Below are 16,356 nucleotides of genomic sequence, written 5' to 3'. Positions count from 1 at the left end.
ACGATCCGATCGATCCACTGCGAAGCGCCGGGAGCGTCATGCCGCAAACCTCACGCTGGGGAACTGTTCTCGTCTGGCTCGTCGTTCTCGCGAGCCTCGTCGTGGCCCTGCCGAACGTCCTGCCACGTTCGCTTCTCGACCGTCTGCCGGACTGGGTTCCAGCCCGTCAGGTCGTCCTTGGGCTCGATTTGTCCGGCGGTTCGCGCATCGTGCTCAAGGTCGAGCGGGACGATGTGGCGCGCAGCCGGCTGCAGGCCGCGACGGATGCCGTTGCGGCCCAGCTGCGCAACGCCAATCTAGCCTATTCCGATCTTTCGGGCAGCGGCACGGACATCACCTTCTCCTTGCAGGACCAGGCCAAGGCCTCGGCTTTGCCACAGGTGTTTGCGCCGCTGGTCGGCGCTGTCGATCGCGGCCGCGGTGGCAAGGCCGTCAGCGAACTGCGTTTCGTCGGCACCACGGACGGCCAGTCCAGCCTGGCCCTGACACCCGAAGGCATCGATGCACGCCTGAGTGACGCGGTCGCCGACAGCATCGCCGTTCTGGAGCGACGTCTCGTGGAATTGGGCGTCGTCGCGCCGCGTCTCGGACGGCAGGGTGCCGACCGGATCGTGGTCCAGGTGCCCGGACTTTATGATTCCGAACAGCTGAAGACGGTGCTCGCGCAGGGCGGCGAGTTTTCGTTCCGCCTGGTCGATATGTCCACGACGGTCGAAGAGGCTGTCGGCAATGCGCCGCCCGCCGGCTCCGAAGTTCTTTATTCCGCGGAAGATCCGCCGGTCGCGACGCTGGTCAAGCGCCAGCCGGTCGTGACGACCGCCGATATCTCCGGCGCCACGGCAACGACGGACGGGCAGAACGGCGCGCCGGTTGTCGATCTGGCATTTACCGATGATGGTGCACGTCGCTTCGCCGAGGCTACCAAGGCTGCTGCCGGAACCACCATGGCTGTCGTGCTCGACGGCTCGGTTATCGCCACACCCCTCATTCGCCAGGCGATCACGGATGGGCGAATGCGGCTCGTGGCGGACATGACGCCGGAGGGTGCGCAGGATCTGGCCCTCGTGTTGCGTGCCGGCGCCCTGCCGGCCGCGATTACCGTTGCCGAGGAGCGCACCGTCGGCGCCGGTCGCGGCTCCGACAGTATTGAGTCCATGCTGGTCGCCGGCGCCGTCGGCACAGTCGTCATCATCGCCTTCATGGTCGGCTTTTATGGGCGATTCGGTGTCGTCGCCAGCATTGCGGTCGTCCTCAACGTCGTGATGATCGTCGCCGTTCTCACCGCCACCGGCTTGCCTTTGACGCTTCCAGGGCTCGCCGGTATCGTGCTCACGATCGGGGTGGCCGTCGATTCCAACGTGCTGATCTTCGAGCGCTTTCGCGAGGAGGCGGCCGCGGGCCGCGACTTCCGCCAAGCCATTCAGCTCGGCTTCGCCCGCGCCTTCGGCGCCATCGTGGATGCCAATATCACCACGCTGATCGCGGCGATCATTCTCCTTTATCTCGGCAGCGGCGCCATTCGTGGCTTCGCCGTCACGCTGGCCATCGGCATCGTCACCACGCTGTTCACCGCCTTCACGCTGACCCGCGTGATGCTGGAGGCATGGCAGCGGCGGCGCCCGCGCAAGCGCCTGCCGCGCGGCATCAAGACCGCCATGTTCGATCACCTGTCGTTTCGCTTCATGGCGGCACGCCGTTTCGTCTTCTCGATCACCGCCGCCCTGTCGATCCTCACCGTCGTGCTCTTCGGCCTGTTCGGCATCAATCTCGGCATCGACTTCTCCGGAGGCTCCGTCATCGAGGTCCAGGCGCGGGAGGGCAACGCCAATATCGGGGATATCCGTGCGCGTCTCGACGAACTCAATCTCGGCGACGTCTCCGTCGAACCCTATGGTTCGTCGCGCGATGCCGTCATCCGGGTGCAGTCGCGCGACGGCGGGGAAAATGCCGAGCAGACGGCCGTCATTCTCATTCGCGACGAACTGGACAGCGCCTATGATCTGCGGCGCGTCGAAGTGGTCGGCCCCACGGTGTCCGAGACGCTGACGCGGTCCGCCTCCATCGGCGTCGCCATCTCGCTGCTCGGCATCCTCCTCTACATCTGGGCGCGCTACGAGTGGCAGTTCGCCGCCGGCGCGATCGTGGCGACGCTGCACGATGTCATCCTGACGATGGGCCTCTTCGTCGTCACCGGCATGGAGTTCAACCTGACGAGCGTGGCCGCGCTTTTGACCATCGTCGGTTACTCGTTGAACGACACGGTCATCGTCTATGACCGCATTCGAGAAAATCTGAACCGATTCCCGCGCATGCCTCTGCCGATCCTGATCGACACCGCCATCAACCAGACCCTGTCGCGCACGGTTCTCACCGGTGCGACGACGCTCCTGGCTCTGGCGGCGCTCAGCCTTTTCGGCAGCGATACCATACGGCCTTTCGCGGTCGTCCTGATGTTCGGGGTGGCCGTGGCCACGTTCTCCTCCATCTATGTGGCTGGGCCGGTGCTCATCCTGTTCCGGCTGAAGCGCGCCCGCGCCCGGGCGCGCGACCTGCATGGAGCAGCGTGATGCGCCGACCGATCGAAGTTCGCAATGCCCATTTCCCCGGCCGCGCGCCCATCGATGCCTATGGCAATGGCGGATTCCGCTTTGCCGGCATGTCGCATCGCGGCTCGCTGCTCCTGCTTCCCTCCGGCATCTATGGCTGGGATAAGGAGGAAGGCGTGCCTCTGACATCGGCCGATTTCGACCGCGTCATCGCGGAAGCCGGTGATATCGAGGTCATTCTCGTGGGAACCGGCATCAACATCCGTCCCCTGTCGGCGGATGTGAAGACGGCTTTCCGAAGCCGATCGATCTCGTCCGATCCGATGAGCACGGGTGCCGCCGTGCGGACCTACAACATCATGCTGGCCGAAGAGCGCAATGTCGCCGCAGCGCTCATTGCCGTGTGATGTGACCGACCCGATGTCCGATACCAACCCGCCCTATACAGTGCCCGGCAAGTCCGTCGTCTCGCCCAGTCTCGCAGCGCTCCGCGAAAGCGATCGCGACCGCTATCTCGCCTGCCTGCTGGCGCCGCCGGAAAGCCAGGGACCGCTGGCTGCGCTTTACGCCTTTCATGCCGAGATCGCCCGTGTCCGCGACGTCGTCCGCGATCCTCTCCCGGGCGAAATCCGCCTCCAATGGTGGCGCGATGCGCTGGAGGATACCTCCGGCGCAAAGGCCGACGGAAACCCCTTGGCCGAAGCGCTGCTGCACACGGTGCGGGAGGCGCGTCTGCCGATCGGTGTGCTGCTCGACATGATCGACGCGCGCGTCTTCGATCTCTACGACGACCCGATGGAGAGCCGGAGTGCCCTCGAAGGCTATGCAGGTGAAACCGCCTCGGCCCTCATCCAGCTTGCCTGCCTCATCCTCGACCCGGAAACCGCACGCGGTTCGGCCGAAGCGGCCGGGCATGCGGGCGTGGCCCAGACGATCGCCGGTCTGCTGATGCTTGCGCCGATCCACCGCCAGCGGGGTCAGGTCTACTTCCCCGCGGATCTCCTCGGCGCCATCGGCCTCGACCGGACATCCTTCCTGAACGGCGCGGATCGCGCCGCCAACGCGCGCGCGGTGCAGGCGTTGACCGGGCTCGGTCGCGAGCATCTCGGCAAGGCGCGCGCGGTCTCCAAGACCGTCTCCCGGGGGAACCGCCCCGCTTTCGCAACCGTCGCTTTGGCGGAAGCCGTCTTCACGCGGGCCGAAAAAGCCGGCGCGGATGTGTTCGAGAGGTCGATCGTTCCGCCGCAATGGCGGCGCCAATGGTGGATGTGGCGGGCGGCCCGGAGCGGTCGCTGGTAACGGCACACTCGCGCAAGCCACGCGCGTTACATCGGCAGGCTGAAAAGGGTCGGCCGACGATCGATAATGACGGGCAGGAGTGACCGGCAGGCTGGGTTGCGCGTCTCAAATCGGACGGCATGACGATCTCTCAGGTGGCGCCGGACATTCGAGGCGTGCGCCGGTCGAGAGGCTCAATGTCGAGTGGCCCGCCCGAGGCGCTGCGCGAAATGGAAAGTTCCGATGATATCCTGGATTGCCATCGCCGCATCATTGTTCGCTGCGGCCTATCTTTACCAGCGTATGAAGCGGCAGGAAGCCGAGGACCTGTCCGAACCGGACGAGGGGCAGGCGATTCTCGATTTCGGACGAGCGTTTCCCGAGGAAGCGATCCGGGCCATTCATCCCACCGCCGATGGCAACGCCTTCTTCGTCCGGCTGCATGACGGCAAGGCAGGCATCGTGCTGGCGCAGGGACGGCATTATCTCTGCCATCTCATCGTACCGGGAAAAGTGCGGATCACCCACGCCTCAAGCGGCCGTGGACTTGTCCTCTCGTTCAACGACACGGCGATCTTCGACGGAAGCTATGAATTCGCAACTGCGGAGATCGCGGCCGAGGTCTCGCTCTGGATCCTCGGCAGTTTCAGTTCCTGAACCCGACAGGTCGGCCCTCCGACAGAGCCGGCGAAAAGCTCAGGCCGACTGCAGGAGACCGTCGTCCAGCCCGAGCCATACGGCGCAATCCGCAAGTGCACGGCTCGCGACGAGGTTCTTCTTGACGATGGCCTTGTCCTTGCCGCGGAAGCGCTTAACGCCCTCGGGCTTCACGATGGCACCGGGATCGAGCGGCGGAAACAGTCCGAAATTCACGTTCATCGGCTGGAAGGACCGCTTCCCCGGCTCTTCGTCCGAAACGATATGACCACCGGTGATATGCCCGAGCAGCGCGCCGAAGGCGGTCGTCGGCGGTGGAAGGTGCAATGTCTCCCCCCGACGTTCGGCCGCAGCGAATCGTCCCGCCAGGAGACCGATGCTGGCACTTTCCACATATCCTTCGCAGCCTGTGATCTGACCCGCAAAGCGAAGTCCCGGACGGGATTTCAACGTCAGCGAACGATCGAGCAAGACAGGCGAATTCAGATAGGTGTTGCGATGCAGGCCGCCGAGACGCGCGAACTCCGCCCGTTCGAGCCCGGGAATCATGCGGATGATGTCCGCCTGCGCGCCATATTTGAGCTTCGTCTGGAAACCCACCATATTGTAGAGCGTGCCGAGCGCATTGTCCTGCCGCAACTGCACCACCGCATACGGCTTGACGGTCGGATTGTGCGCATTCGTCAGGCCCATCGGCTTCATCGGGCCGTGCCGAAGCGTCTCCCGACCGCGCTCCGCCATGACCTCGATGGGCAGGCAGCCGTCGAAATAGGGCGTGCCCTCCCATTCCTTGAAGCCGATCCGGTCGCCTGCAACCAGGGCATCGATGAAGGCATTGTACTGGGCTTCGTCCATCGGGCAGTTGATGTAGTCCTTGCCCGTGCCGCCGGGGCCGACCTTGTCGTAGCGCGACTGGAACCAGCAGACATCCATATCGATCGTCTCCGTGTGGACGATCGGAGCGATGGCGTCGAAGAAGGCGAGCGCGTCGGCGCCGGTCTGCGCCTGGATGGCTTCCGCAAGGGCCGGAGCGGTGAGCGGCCCGGTCGCGATGATGGCGAGATCCCAGTCCTCCGGCGGAAGCGCGGACACTTCCTCGCGCGTCAGGTCAATCAGCGGGTGCTCGCCGATCGCCTTCGTGACTGCAGCCGAAAAGCCTTCCCGGTCGACGGCCAGCGCGCCGCCCGCCGGCACCTGGTTCCGGTCGGCACACGCCATGATCAGCGAGCCGGCAAGGCGCATCTCCGCATGAAGGACGCCGACGGCATTGCTGGTCGCGTCGTCGGAGCGGAAGGAGTTGGAGCAGACCAGTTCCGCTAGATGATCGGTCTTGTGCGCCTCGGTCTCGCGGACCCCGCGCATCTCGTGGAGAACGACCGGAATGCCGGATTGGGCGATCTGCCAGGCAGCCTCGCTGCCGGCAAGGCCGCCGCCGATGACATGGATGGGAGAGGGGGAGCTTTGCTTCGTCATGGCGCGTTCATAAAGCAAAACGCGGTCTGCCGGAAGGGTAGGCCTGTCACGCGGGGACAGCGTTCGGGGCCCCGCGCACAAACGAAAACGGCGCCCCGAAGAGCGCCGTTGACATACAGTTCAGCCGATCCGCCGGTGAATGGACGGAAGACCCGGCCGATTAGCGATAAGAGCGCGATGCGATGTTGCGGATGTCGAAACGCGTGATGCCGATGTCCGACAGAGCGTGGTTCGAGAGGTTGCCGAGTTCGGCAACAGTGCGACGGTAGTTGATCCAGCTCTTGGCGATGCGAATGGGGTTCATGGTCTTGTCCTTGGATGTCCTGCTGAGAGGCGTTCATTTCAGCCATCTCGTTGATGCTGGTTATACGCCCAAGCTCTGGCAAGGTGGAGTGCAAAGACTATGCATCTGCCATGCATTTGTGCAGATGCCTGCTCATTTTGCACGCAGATGAGAGGTCTGACCAATTTTGTAGCTGATGGCTGACGCATCGGAAAACCGAGGAGAATCGGCGCCGAGCGGCACAAACGAAAACACCCTCCGGCGGGACCGGAGGGTGTTGATATCCATAAGCCTTGTGGCTGATATCGTTTAGCGAACGGCCTTGCGGGCAACGCTCAGGATGTCGCTGCGGCCGATGCCGAGGTCGTTCAGTTCGCGATCGCTCATGCGGCCGAGTTCCGAAACGGTCTGACGATACTTGCGCCATGTGGAGAAAGAGCGGGTGATGTTCATGTCCGGTTTCCTTTTTGGAAGTGCCGGCATTTCTCACCGGCGCGTTGTCATGACGCTGATATAGCCAATCAAATCGATTAGAGGCAGGGGGTTTGCTGCATCGCACCCATGCGGCAGATGCAAGTCTCCGGCGGCAGGACGGAAGAAACCGATCGGGCGATCCGGTTGCGCGCCCTGCGCGTCCCAGAGGCGAGGACGCCGGAAAACCGCATTTTCCCTTTGATCCCCAGGGAACGGGTGTTATAGAGACGCCGCGCTCGGGAAGGCCTGGACCCGGTTGCAGAGGGAATCTGACGTCCCGCTCGACCGTTGCGACCAGGCAGCCGCTTCTGAACGCGGGTATGGTGAAATTGGTAGACACGCCAGATTTAGGTTCTGGTGCCGTAAGGCGTGGGAGTTCAAGTCTCTCTACCCGCACCAGATAAACGAGGGGTCGTTTCGGCCCTGCGGCAACGCTGTTTTGCTTGCAAAGCGGCGTTCGATTTGCGTAAAGCCATTCCCGGCACCCGGATCGGCTCGCCTGAAGCATTCAATGGCAGAGCCCTGTCAACGTGAAATGAAGGTTGGAACATGCAGGTTATCGAAACGCTCGCGGACGGGCTGAAGCGCGAACTCAAGGTCGTCATCCCGGCAAAGGACATGCAGGCGCGCATGAACGAGCGCCTGGCCGATGCCAAGGACAAGGTCAAGATCAACGGCTTCCGCCCGGGCAAGGTACCCTTTGCACATCTCAAGAAGATGTACGGCAAGTCGATCATGGCCGAGCTCGTCAACGAGCTCGTCCGCGACAAGCCCACCGAAATCCTGTCCGAGCGCGGCGAAAAGTCTGCGACCCAGCCGGAAGTGGCGATGACCGAGGACGAGGCGGAAGCCGAAAAGATCCTCAGCGCGGAAGCCGATTTCGAATTCACGCTCGCTTATGAAGTCATCCCGGCCATCGAGCTCAAGGATGTCAGCGGCATCAAGATCACGCGCGAAGTGGTCGATATCGCCGAAGACGAAGTCACCGAGCAGATCATGCGCATCGCCGAGAGCGCCCGGACTTTCGAAGAGAAGACCGGTGCGGCCGAGAATGGCGACCGCGTCACGATCGATTACCTCGGCAAGGTCGAGGGCGAAGCCTTCGACGGCGGCAAGGACGAAGACGCAGAGCTGGTTCTCGGCTCCAACCGCTTCATCCCCGGCTTCGAAGAGCAGCTGGTCGGCGCCTCCACCGGCGACGAAAAGACGATCACGGTCACGTTCCCGGCCGAGTATCCGGCTGCGAACCTCGCCGGCAAGGAAGCCACCTTCGACATCAAGGTCAAGGCGATTGCCGCTCCCGGCGCCGTCGAGATCAACGACGAGCTCGCCACGAAGCTCGGCGTCGAATCGGCTGACAAGCTGAAGGAAATTGTCCGCGGCCAGATCGAAAGCCAGTACGGCTCGATGACGCGCCAGAAGGTCAAGCGTCAGATGCTCGACCAGCTGGACGAAATGTACCAGTTCGACACGCCGCAGCGCCTCGTCGATGCCGAGTTCGACAACATCTGGCGCCAGATCAACACCGACCTGGAGCAGGCCGGCAAGACCTTCGCCGATGAAGAGACGACGGAAGAAGAAGCCCGCGTCGAATATCGCAAGCTTGCCGAACGCCGCGTTCGCCTCGGTCTCGTTCTGTCGGAAATCGGCGAAAAGGCCGGCGTGACGGTCACGGACGAGGAAATGCAGCGGTCGCTGTTCGATCAGCTTCGCCAGTTCCCCGGCCAGGAAAAGCAGATCATCGACTACTTCCAGAAGACACCGGGTGCTGCCGCTTCGCTGCGCGCGCCTTTGTTTGAAGAAAAGGTCGTCGATCATCTCCTGTCCGAAGTCAGCGTGACCGACAAGACGGTTAGCAAGGAAGAGCTGATGGCGGAAGACGAGGACGGCGCCGAGAAGCCGGCCAAGAAGTCTGCCAAGAAGAAGTCTGCTGCAAAGGCTGAAGCTGCCGAAGGCGAAGAAACCGCCGAAGCCGCTGCGCCGAAGAAGAAGGCCGCCAAGAAGAAGGCCGCCGACGACACCGCTGCCGAGTAATCGCAGCGAAATCCGGACAAACGAAAAACCCCGCCGGTTCCGCCGGCGGGGTTTTTCGTTTGTCAGGGATGTTTCGAAGAGCGTCGCCGGTTAGATCGGTCCGAAAATCCGGATGACGCGGTCGCCGCCCGGAATCGGAGGCCGCGGACGCTTATCTGCAGAGCCGGCCGTTGATCAGCGCTGGCTGCCCTGCAGGTCGCCCATGCGGTTCCAGGCGTCGAGACCGGCTATCTTGTAGGCTTCGGCCAGCGTCGGATAGTTGAAGGTATTCTCAACAAAATACTCGACGGTGCCCTTCAGGTTGAGCACGGCCTGGCCGATATGCACGAGTTCGGTCGCGCCTTCGCCCACGATATGGATGCCGAGGAGGCGTCGGGTCTTCAGCGAGAAGATCAGCTTCAAGAGGCCCGAATCAAGGCCCATGATGTGCCCGCGCGAGGTCTCGCGGAAACGCGCGATGCCGCATTCGTAGGGAATGCCGCGCGTCTTCACCTCTTCCTCGGTGAGGCCGCAGGTCGAGATTTCAGGCACGGCGTAGATGCCGTAGGGGAAGAATTTCGGGGGCTCTTTGGCGATGGCACCGACGGCGACGCGGGCCGCAATCCGCCCCTGTTCCATGGATGTGGAGGCAAGGCTGGGGAACCCGATGACGTCGCCGGCCGCATAGATGTTGGGAACCGACGTCTGGAACGTCTCGGGATTGACGCTCAGCCGCCCGCGGCTATCGGCCTGCAGCCCGGCCGCCGCAAGGTTCAGCGTCTCCGTCGCCCCCATGCGCCCGGCGGCAAACAGCACCATTTCGCAAATAATGACGCGGCCGCTGTCGAGGGTGATCTGGCAACGCCCGTCGGGCATGCGCTCCACCTTGTCGGCCTTCTGGCCGAGATGCAGCTTCATGTTGCGGTCGCGCAGCTGATAGATGAAGTCCTCGACGATCTCCTTGTCGATGAAGTCGAGCATGGTCGATTTCGGATCGATGATCGTCACGGCCGTGTCGAGCGCGCTGAAGATCGTTGCATATTCGATGCCGATGACGCCGGCACCGATGACAGCCATCGAGCGTGGCAGCTCCTCGATGTCGAGCAGTTCGTCGCTGTCGAGAACGGTCTTGCCGTCAAAGGGAATATAGTCGGGCCGGAACGGCTTCGTCCCGACGGCCAGCAGGATGCTCCGGCCGGTGATCTGCATGACCTCGCCGTCTTCCTTGGCGATCTGCATCGTCGTGGCATCGACGAAGCTTGCCCGTCCCCGCAGATGCTGCACGCGGTTGCGGGCGAACTGGTGCTCCAGCACCTCGACCTCGTGGTCGAGGGTGATCAGCAGGCGGCGGCGAAGGTCCTCGGCGCTGATCTGTTCCTTGACCCGGTAGGCGCGTCCGTAGAAGCCGCGTTCGCGCCAGCCGGACAGGTTGAGGGCCGTCTCGCGCATCGTCTTGGAAGGGATCGTGCCGGTGTGGACGGAAACGCCACCGACGCGTTTGCCCTGTTCGATCACCACCACCTTCTTGCCGAGCTTGGCAGCCTGGATGGCGGCACGACGGCCAGCGGGGCCGCTGCCGACGACGATGAGGTCATACTGCATCATGGAATGTTTCCGATAGAACGGTGAATCATTGTGCGTTGCGGCGAATGTCGCGCTTCAACGTCCTAAAGGTCAATCATGGAGACGGTGTGAACGACTTGAAATGGCGGGAATCCGACAGCGCGGCAAGCTCGGCGCGAGCTTGAGCCGTTGTTCGCAGGTCTTGGGCTAGATCAGGCGCAGTCCCCGCAGACTCGCATGCCCATCCCGGCCGATGATGATGTGGTCATGGACCGCCACCCCGAGCGGCTTCGCCGTATCGATGATCGTCTTCGTCATGTCGATATCGGCGCGCGACGGCGTCGGATCGCCGGAGGGATGATTGTGGACGAGGATGATCGCCGTCGCGGACAGCTCCAGTGCGCGTTTGATGACTTCGCGCGGATAGACAGGGGTGTGGTCGATCGTTCCGGTCTGCTGCACCTCGTCGGCGATCAGCGCGTTGCGCTTGTCGAGAAACAGGATGCGGAACTGCTCGCGCATCTCGTTGGCCATCGCCGCATGGCAATATTCGATCACCTGAGACCAGGACGAGAGCACCTTCTTGCCGCGCAGCTCGCTTTTCAGCATCCGGTGCGCAATGGTCGAGACCAGCTTCAGGTCGAGTGCGACGGCCTCCCCGATGCCCTTGACCTCCTGCAGCAGGGCAGGCGGGGCGCCGAGCACACCGGAAAGCGTACCGAATCGGTCGAGAAGCGCCTTGGCGATCGGCTTCGTATCGCGTCTGGGGATGAGGCGGAACAACAGGAGTTCCAGCAGCTCGTAGTCCGCCAGCGCGGTATCGCCATTGTCGCGGTAGCGGCTTCTCAGCCTGTCGCGGTGTCCGTGATAATGGGCCTCGTCGTCACTTTTTGCTTCCGGCTTCGGCGCAAATCGTCCCTGCCGTGACGAAGGGGCGGAGCGGGCCGGTTGATCCGCGAAGAAGCCGCGTTCGTCCGCAGGCTCCGGCGGGTCGTCGTCGCTGTCGAAGGGCGGTCTTGCCCCCATCACAAGGCCGGCAGGCCGGGCCGGTCGAGGCCGGCGGGCGAGAGCGTGAAGATCTCGCAGCCATCGGCCGTCACGCCCACGGCATGCTCGTATTGCGCGGACAGCGACCGATCGCGCGTCACGGCCGTCCAGCCGTCCGCCAGCACCTTCACATGCGGTCGGCCGAGATTGATCATCGGCTCGATGGTGAAGATCATGCCTTCGCGCATCTCGGAACCATCGCTGGCCCGACCGTAATGCAGGATGTTCGGTGCATCGTGGAACAGCCGTCCGACGCCATGGCCGCAGAAATCCCGCACCACGGAGCAGCGCTCCGTCTCGGCGAATGTCTGGATCGCCTCGCCGATCGCGCCGATGCGGACGCCGGGCTTCACCGCCGCGATTCCGCGCATGAGACATTCATGCGTGACCTCGAGCAGCCGCTGTGCGGCACGCTTGATCTCGCCGACCGGATACATCCGGCTCGAATCGCCGTGCCAACCGTCCACGACATAGGTCACGTCGATATTGACGATGTCGCCTTCGCGCAGCGGCTTGTCGTTGGGAATGCCGTGGCAGACGACATGGTTGATCGAGGTGCAGGACGACTTGGTATAGCCGCGGTAGTTGAGGGTCGCCGGGAGGACGCCGTTTTCCATGCCGAAGTCGAACACGAAGCGGTCGATCGCATCGGTGGTGACGCCGGGCTTGACGATATCGACCAACGCATCGAGGCAGCGCGCGGTGACGAGGCAGGCGCGGCGCATGCCTTCAAAGTCCTCCGGCGTGTGCAGCCGGATGACGCCGGTGTTCCGCAGGGGCGCGGCGGCCGCTTCGATATAGTTGACCATGGCCGGACCCTTCCTGCATGCCTGTCGTGCGTCGTCTTCTGATCTGAAGTTCCCGATGAGGCGATCGCCCCGGGATGGTGTGCCGGCCCGAAGAGGCCGCGCCGCTCATGCTAGTGGCAAGCCGGGAGGTCGGCAATGAACGGTTGGGAGAAAATCACAAATCGCACCGCAGAAAATCGAGCGAATCTGCGCTCGGTCGCTGCGTCGGTCACTCGGTCGAGCAATGGCCGGCCAAGGAGCTGGCCATTCGCCCGAACACTGCCTTGAGCAGCACTCAGGCCCGAGCCCTGACGAAAGAGCCCGGAGCCTCTTCGATCGAGTTCATCGAGCCACCCGTTCGCCGTGCCTTGATCCGTTCGCCATCCAGAGACGCCACCCAGTCGTGCCAGTTCGGCCACCACGAGCCCGGCGTTTCCTCGGCGCTCGCAATCCAGTCGTCCAGTTCCCCGACCGGCGGCCCGCCGGTCCAGAACTGATACTTTCGCTTGTCTGGCGGATTGACGACGCCGGCGATGTGGCCGGAGCCCGACAGCACATAGGTAACTTCGCCGCCGAAGGCGCTGCTGCCGAGAAAGACCGACTTCGCCGGTGCGATGTGATCTTCCCGGGTCGCCAGATTGTAGATCGGGATCGTCACGTCCTTGAGAGACAGCGTCTTGCCCGCCAGCTGCATCTCGCCGCGGCTGAGCTTGTTCTCGAGATAGCAGTTGCGCAGGTAGAACGAATGGTTAGCCGCCGGCATCCGCGTCGAATCGGCGTTCCAGTAGAGAAGGTCGAAGGCCGAAGGTTCGACACCCTTCAGGTAGTTGTTGACGAAATACGGCCAGATGAGTTCGGACGCGCGCAGCATATTGAAGGCGAGCGCCATGCTCGATCCTTCGAGATAGCCTTTCTCGCTCATGCGCGATTCGATCTGCGCGATCTGGTCCTCGTCGACGAAGACCTTGAGATCGCCCGCATGGGTGAAATCGACCTGCGTCGTGAAAAGCGTCGCCGACCGGATCCGCGTGTCGCCCTCTTGCGCGTGCAGCGCCAGCGTCGCCGCAAGCAGCGTACCGCCGACGCAGTAGCCGACGGCATTGACCTCGTCTTCCCCCGTCGCCTGCTTGATCGTGTCGAGCGCAAAACCGATGCCCTCGCGGGCGTAGGATTCCCAATCCTTGGCGGCGTGGCGCTCGTCCGGATTGACCCAGGAGATGACGAAGACCGTATGGCCCTGATCCACAGCCCATTTGATGAAGGATTTCTGCGGATTGAGGTCCAGAACGTAAAATTTATTGATCCAGGGCGGGCAGATGAGGAGAGGGCGCTTCAGCACCTTTTCCGTCGTGGCATCGTACTGGATGACCTGGCAGATGTCGCTCTGCGTCAGAACCTTGCCGGGCGTGAGCGCGATGTTCTCGCCGATCTCGAACTTGCTCGTGTCGCTCTGACGAAGGCGAAGCTCGCCATTGCCGGAAAGAATGTCCTCTGCCAGCATCCGCATGCCATTGACGAGATTGGCGCCATTGGCAGCCACCGTCTCGCGGTAGAGTTGCGGGTTGGTGGCGATGAAGTTGGACGGCGAGAGCGCGTCCGTGATCTGGCGGACGTAGAAGGCGGCCTTGTGGCGGGTATGCTCGTCCAGCCCATCCGTGCGGGTCACCATCTTTTCCGCCCAGTCGGACAGGATGAGATAGGCCTGGCGCAGCATGTCGAAGAAGGGATTGGCCACCCAGTCGGGGTCGGCAAAGCGCTTGTCGCGCGGAGGCTCCGGTATTGACGACGCACCGTTCGGCGCGTCGAGGCCGCCGACCTTCTGCAGGCTTCGGGTCCACATGCCCATCATGCTGGTCATCAGATGCGTCTGCGCCTCGAACGATCGGCGCGGATCGGCCATCCAGTATTCGGTGACCTTCGACAGGGTCTTTACCAGATCCGTCATGGGATCGGCGAGCTTGTCGACCTTCTCGCCGCTTTCGCGCGGGGCGAGCCAGGCGGAAGCCGCCTTGCCCACCTGTTCAAGCGAGCGGGCCAGATTGACGGTCAGGGCCTCCGGATCCTTGATCAGGTAAGGCTCGATCGCTTTGGGATCGAAGCTCGCAAAGGCGCTCGCGCCGTTGCCGGTCGTCTTGTCGTCTCCCACCAGATCCTCCCGCCATATCTCTTGCTTTTGGCTTTTTACATTTTGCCGGAATATCACTACAAGTGCCAGCGCATGTTGCCATGCGGGGCAGGGATACGCCACGCAAATCGGCAACCGCCGGACGATCTGGGCTTTAGAGGGATAACATGAAATTGCTGTCGGGATATTCGATGCTGCGCGCTGCAGCGATCGGCGCTGTTTGCGCCGCTGCCGTCGGCTGCACGACCCCTCAGGCCGACAGCACACCGGCCTATACGTCCACGATGGCGCGCCCCGTGCCGAAGGACGTTTATCCGAACATCGAGGGCAAGCTCTCGGCGGCAGCACCGCAGATGACCAACGAAGAGGCGGCAAGCGTCTCGTCACGGCTGAGCGCGCTGTCGGCGCGCCGTGCCTCGGGCGCCATCTCCGAAGCCGAATACCGCCGCCGCCTGGCCGAACTCAACGCGCTGGCAGAGCATCACGGCGCCGACACGCTCGCCGAGATTCGCAATTAAGGCTTGCCTTTCGAGGCAATTGGACGCAAAGCCAGACCGTCGACCCAGGGGTGGATCAAGCCTTTTCCGGAAGGCGTTTCCGGTCGCGCTGCACCGTTGCAGGCCGTAGAACGAGGCCGCGACGTTTGCAGATCTCTCGATGTCGTGACGTTTCCGGTTCGCCCTCGCGAAGGCCAGCTTCGGAAAGGCTGCGACGGGCATGCTGCAGGAGAACGCGCCATCATTTTGCCGATGCGCTGTTCAAATTACATCAAGAGAACGCCCTCACGCGCATCCGGCCGGATGCAGGCGTTCTGGACAAGGTCAGAGAGATGGAAGAGTTTCATAAAGTCCGGCGTCTGCCACCCTACGTCTTCGAACAGGTCAATCGCCTGAAGGCAAGCGCGCGAGCGGGTGGCGCCGACATTATCGACCTCGGCATGGGCAATCCCGATCTTCCGACGCCCCAGGCCATCGTCGACAAACTCTGCGAAGTCGTGCGCGATCCCCGCACCCACCGCTATTCCTCGTCCAAGGGCATTCCCGGCCTGCGCCGGGCACAGGCTGCCTATTACGCACGCCGTTTCGGCGTGAAGCTCAATCCCGACACGCAGGTCGTCGCGACGCTCGGCTCCAAGGAGGGCTTCGCCAACATGGCCCAGGCCATCACGGCGCCCGGCGACGTCGTGCTCTGCCCGAATCCCACCTATCCGATCCATGCCTTCGGCTTTCTGATGACCGGCGGCGTCATTCGCTCCATCTCGGTGGAGCCGGACGACACGTTCTTCCCGCCGCTCGAGCGGGCGATCAAGCACTCGATCCCCAAGCCCATCGCGCTCATCATCAACTATCCGTCGAACCCGACGGCGCATGTGGCGACGCTCGATTTCTACAAGGAAGTCGTTGCCTTCGCCAAACGCAACGACATCGTCATCCTCTCGGACCTCGCCTATTCCGAGATCTACTTCGGCGACACGCCGCCGCCTTCGGTTCTCGAAGTGCCCGGCGCGATGGACTGCACCGTCGAATTCACCTCCATGTCGAAGACCTTCTCCATGCCCGGCTGGCGCATCGGCTTTGCGGTCGGCAACGAGCGCCTGATCTCGGCGCTGACGCGCGTGAAATCCTATCTCGACTATGGCGCGTTCACACCGATCCAGGTGGCGGCGACGCATGCTTTGAACGGTGACGGCTCCGACATCGCCGAAGTTCGCGCGGTCTACAAGCGCCGGCGCGACGTGCTGGTCGAAAGTTTTGGCAAGGCCGGCTTCGAGGTCCCGCCGCCGGAAGCGACGATGTTCGCCTGGGCCAAGATCCCGGAGAAATTCCGGCACCTCGGCTCGCTCGAGTTTTCCAAGCTGCTGGTCGAAAAGGCCGACATTGCGGTCGCCCCCGGCATCGGTTTCGGCGAGCAGGGCGATGATTATGTCCGCATCGCCCTTGTCGAAAACGAGCATCGCATTCGCCAGGCGGCGCGGAACCTGAAGAAGTTCCTGTCCACCGCGGACGACACGCTGCACAACGTGATCTCGCTCAACGCTCGCCGCTAGGCGTATCCGGCGAGCCTGACACCTGAAGACAACATCTTCCCGCCGCAGCGTCGGCGGGACAT

The 16,356-nt window shown here is 63.1% G+C and carries 14 protein-coding genes and 1 tRNA gene; 8 read left to right on the top strand and 7 right to left on the bottom strand.

All coding sequences use genetic code 11. The features are described 5' to 3' along the window. Positions 1 to 38: 38 nt before the first annotated feature. The 4 genes from secD to C8J36_RS04955 all read left to right on the top strand — a co-directional run bounded on the left by secD (position 39) and on the right by C8J36_RS04955 (position 4,481). Positions 39 to 2,567, top strand: coding sequence for a protein translocase subunit SecD (gene secD / locus C8J36_RS04970; protein WP_132533169.1), 2,529 nt, complete (start codon positions 39 to 41; stop codon positions 2,565 to 2,567). Continuing rightward, on the top strand, positions 2,567 to 2,953 hold the full coding sequence (locus tag C8J36_RS04965) for an Mth938-like domain-containing protein (protein WP_132533167.1): 387 nt from the start codon (positions 2,567 to 2,569) through the stop codon (positions 2,951 to 2,953). The genes secD and C8J36_RS04965 overlap by 1 nt, the downstream gene beginning before the upstream one ends. 13 nt (positions 2,954 to 2,966) lie before the next feature. After that, a complete protein-coding gene (locus tag C8J36_RS04960; RefSeq protein ID WP_132533165.1) occupies positions 2,967 to 3,845 on the top strand; it encodes a phytoene/squalene synthase family protein in 879 nt (292 codons plus the stop codon). Between the two features lie 222 nt (positions 3,846 to 4,067). Further along, positions 4,068 to 4,481: a hypothetical protein gene (locus tag C8J36_RS04955; RefSeq protein ID WP_132533164.1), complete on the top strand. Its 414-nt coding sequence runs from the start codon at positions 4,068 to 4,070 to the stop codon at positions 4,479 to 4,481. 39 nt (positions 4,482 to 4,520) lie between these two features. On the opposite strand, the gene trmFO is transcribed toward C8J36_RS04955, so the two are convergent. From trmFO to C8J36_RS04940, 3 genes are all read right to left on the bottom strand, one after another. Beyond that, positions 4,521 to 5,954 (bottom strand): methylenetetrahydrofolate--tRNA-(uracil(54)-C(5))-methyltransferase (FADH(2)-oxidizing) TrmFO, encoded by a 1,434-nt coding sequence (trmFO, locus tag C8J36_RS04950; RefSeq protein ID WP_132533162.1) that lies wholly within the window; start codon positions 5,952 to 5,954, stop codon positions 4,521 to 4,523. Positions 5,955 to 6,114: 160 nt separating this feature from the next. Then, positions 6,115 to 6,258, bottom strand: coding sequence for a DUF1127 domain-containing protein (locus tag C8J36_RS04945; RefSeq protein WP_082477357.1), 144 nt, complete (start codon positions 6,256 to 6,258; stop codon positions 6,115 to 6,117). Between the two features lie 288 nt (positions 6,259 to 6,546). Further along, positions 6,547 to 6,690, bottom strand: coding sequence for a DUF1127 domain-containing protein (locus C8J36_RS04940; protein WP_082477356.1), 144 nt, complete (start codon positions 6,688 to 6,690; stop codon positions 6,547 to 6,549). 335 nt (positions 6,691 to 7,025) lie between these two features. Between C8J36_RS04940 and C8J36_RS04935 the strand changes: the two genes are divergently transcribed. After that, positions 7,026 to 7,110: transfer RNA gene (locus C8J36_RS04935), tRNA-Leu, on the top strand. A gap of 150 nt (positions 7,111 to 7,260) precedes the next feature. Continuing rightward, positions 7,261 to 8,745, top strand: coding sequence for a trigger factor (gene tig, locus C8J36_RS04930; RefSeq protein ID WP_132533160.1), 1,485 nt, complete (start codon positions 7,261 to 7,263; stop codon positions 8,743 to 8,745). Between the two features lie 174 nt (positions 8,746 to 8,919). On the opposite strand, the gene sthA is transcribed toward tig, so the two are convergent. The 4 genes from sthA to phaC form a co-directional block, all read right to left on the bottom strand. Beyond that, positions 8,920 to 10,329: a Si-specific NAD(P)(+) transhydrogenase gene (sthA, locus tag C8J36_RS04925; protein WP_062596459.1), complete on the bottom strand. Its 1,410-nt coding sequence runs from the start codon at positions 10,327 to 10,329 to the stop codon at positions 8,920 to 8,922. A 165-nt stretch (positions 10,330 to 10,494) separates the two neighbouring features. Beyond that, the gene (radC, locus tag C8J36_RS04920; protein ID WP_132533159.1) at positions 10,495 to 11,313 is read right to left on the bottom strand and encodes a DNA repair protein RadC; all 819 of its coding nucleotides are present in this window, start codon (positions 11,311 to 11,313) and stop codon (positions 10,495 to 10,497) included. Beyond that, entirely contained in the window at positions 11,313 to 12,143 is an 831-nt protein-coding gene (gene map, locus C8J36_RS04915) for a type I methionyl aminopeptidase (RefSeq protein WP_132533157.1), read from the bottom strand. Before map ends, radC begins: the two co-directional genes overlap by 1 nt. 274 nt (positions 12,144 to 12,417) lie before the next feature. Further along, positions 12,418 to 14,268: a class I poly(R)-hydroxyalkanoic acid synthase gene (phaC, locus tag C8J36_RS04910; RefSeq protein WP_245506463.1), complete on the bottom strand. Its 1,851-nt coding sequence runs from the start codon at positions 14,266 to 14,268 to the stop codon at positions 12,418 to 12,420. 146 nt (positions 14,269 to 14,414) lie between these two features. Here phaC and C8J36_RS04905 point away from each other — a divergent pair, with 146 nt between their 5' ends. Beyond that, a complete protein-coding gene (locus C8J36_RS04905; protein WP_244481269.1) occupies positions 14,415 to 14,765 on the top strand; it encodes an SHOCT domain-containing protein in 351 nt (116 codons plus the stop codon). Between the two features lie 311 nt (positions 14,766 to 15,076). After that, on the top strand, positions 15,077 to 16,294 hold the full coding sequence (locus tag C8J36_RS04900; RefSeq protein ID WP_062596454.1) for an LL-diaminopimelate aminotransferase: 1,218 nt from the start codon (positions 15,077 to 15,079) through the stop codon (positions 16,292 to 16,294). The last annotated feature ends 62 nt before the right edge of the window (positions 16,295 to 16,356 follow it).

It is taken from the genome of Rhizobium sp. PP-F2F-G48 (assembly GCF_004342335.1).
GTDB lineage: Bacteria > Pseudomonadota > Alphaproteobacteria > Rhizobiales > Rhizobiaceae > Ferranicluibacter.
Note: the sequence above shows the minus strand (reverse complement) of the source record. Positions and strands in the feature narration are given on the sequence as shown.

Excerpts from the sequence above, each read along its gene's own strand:
- sthA (WP_062596459.1), bottom strand. The coding sequence starts at position 10,329 with ATGATGCAGTATGACCTCATCGTCGTCGGCAGCGGCCCCGCTGGCCGT.
- secD (WP_132533169.1), top strand. The coding sequence starts at position 39 with ATGCCGCAAACCTCACGCTGGGGAACTGTTCTCGTCTGGCTCGTCGTT.
- C8J36_RS04945 (WP_082477357.1), bottom strand. The coding sequence starts at position 6,258 with ATGAACCCCATTCGCATCGCCAAGAGCTGGATCAACTACCGTCGCACT.
- C8J36_RS04940 (WP_082477356.1), bottom strand. The coding sequence starts at position 6,690 with ATGAACATCACCCGCTCTTTCTCCACATGGCGCAAGTATCGTCAGACC.
- C8J36_RS04960 (WP_132533165.1), top strand. The coding sequence starts at position 2,967 with ATGTCCGATACCAACCCGCCCTATACAGTGCCCGGCAAGTCCGTCGTC.
- C8J36_RS04900 (WP_062596454.1), top strand. The coding sequence starts at position 15,077 with ATGGAAGAGTTTCATAAAGTCCGGCGTCTGCCACCCTACGTCTTCGAA.
- C8J36_RS04955 (WP_132533164.1), top strand. The coding sequence starts at position 4,068 with ATGATATCCTGGATTGCCATCGCCGCATCATTGTTCGCTGCGGCCTAT.
- trmFO (WP_132533162.1), bottom strand. The coding sequence starts at position 5,954 with ATGACGAAGCAAAGCTCCCCCTCTCCCATCCATGTCATCGGCGGCGGC.
- C8J36_RS04965 (WP_132533167.1), top strand. The coding sequence starts at position 2,567 with ATGCGCCGACCGATCGAAGTTCGCAATGCCCATTTCCCCGGCCGCGCG.
- radC (WP_132533159.1), bottom strand. The coding sequence starts at position 11,313 with ATGGGGGCAAGACCGCCCTTCGACAGCGACGACGACCCGCCGGAGCCT.
- C8J36_RS04905 (WP_244481269.1), top strand. The coding sequence starts at position 14,415 with ATGAAATTGCTGTCGGGATATTCGATGCTGCGCGCTGCAGCGATCGGC.
- tig (WP_132533160.1), top strand. The coding sequence starts at position 7,261 with ATGCAGGTTATCGAAACGCTCGCGGACGGGCTGAAGCGCGAACTCAAG.
- map (WP_132533157.1), bottom strand. The coding sequence starts at position 12,143 with ATGGTCAACTATATCGAAGCGGCCGCCGCGCCCCTGCGGAACACCGGC.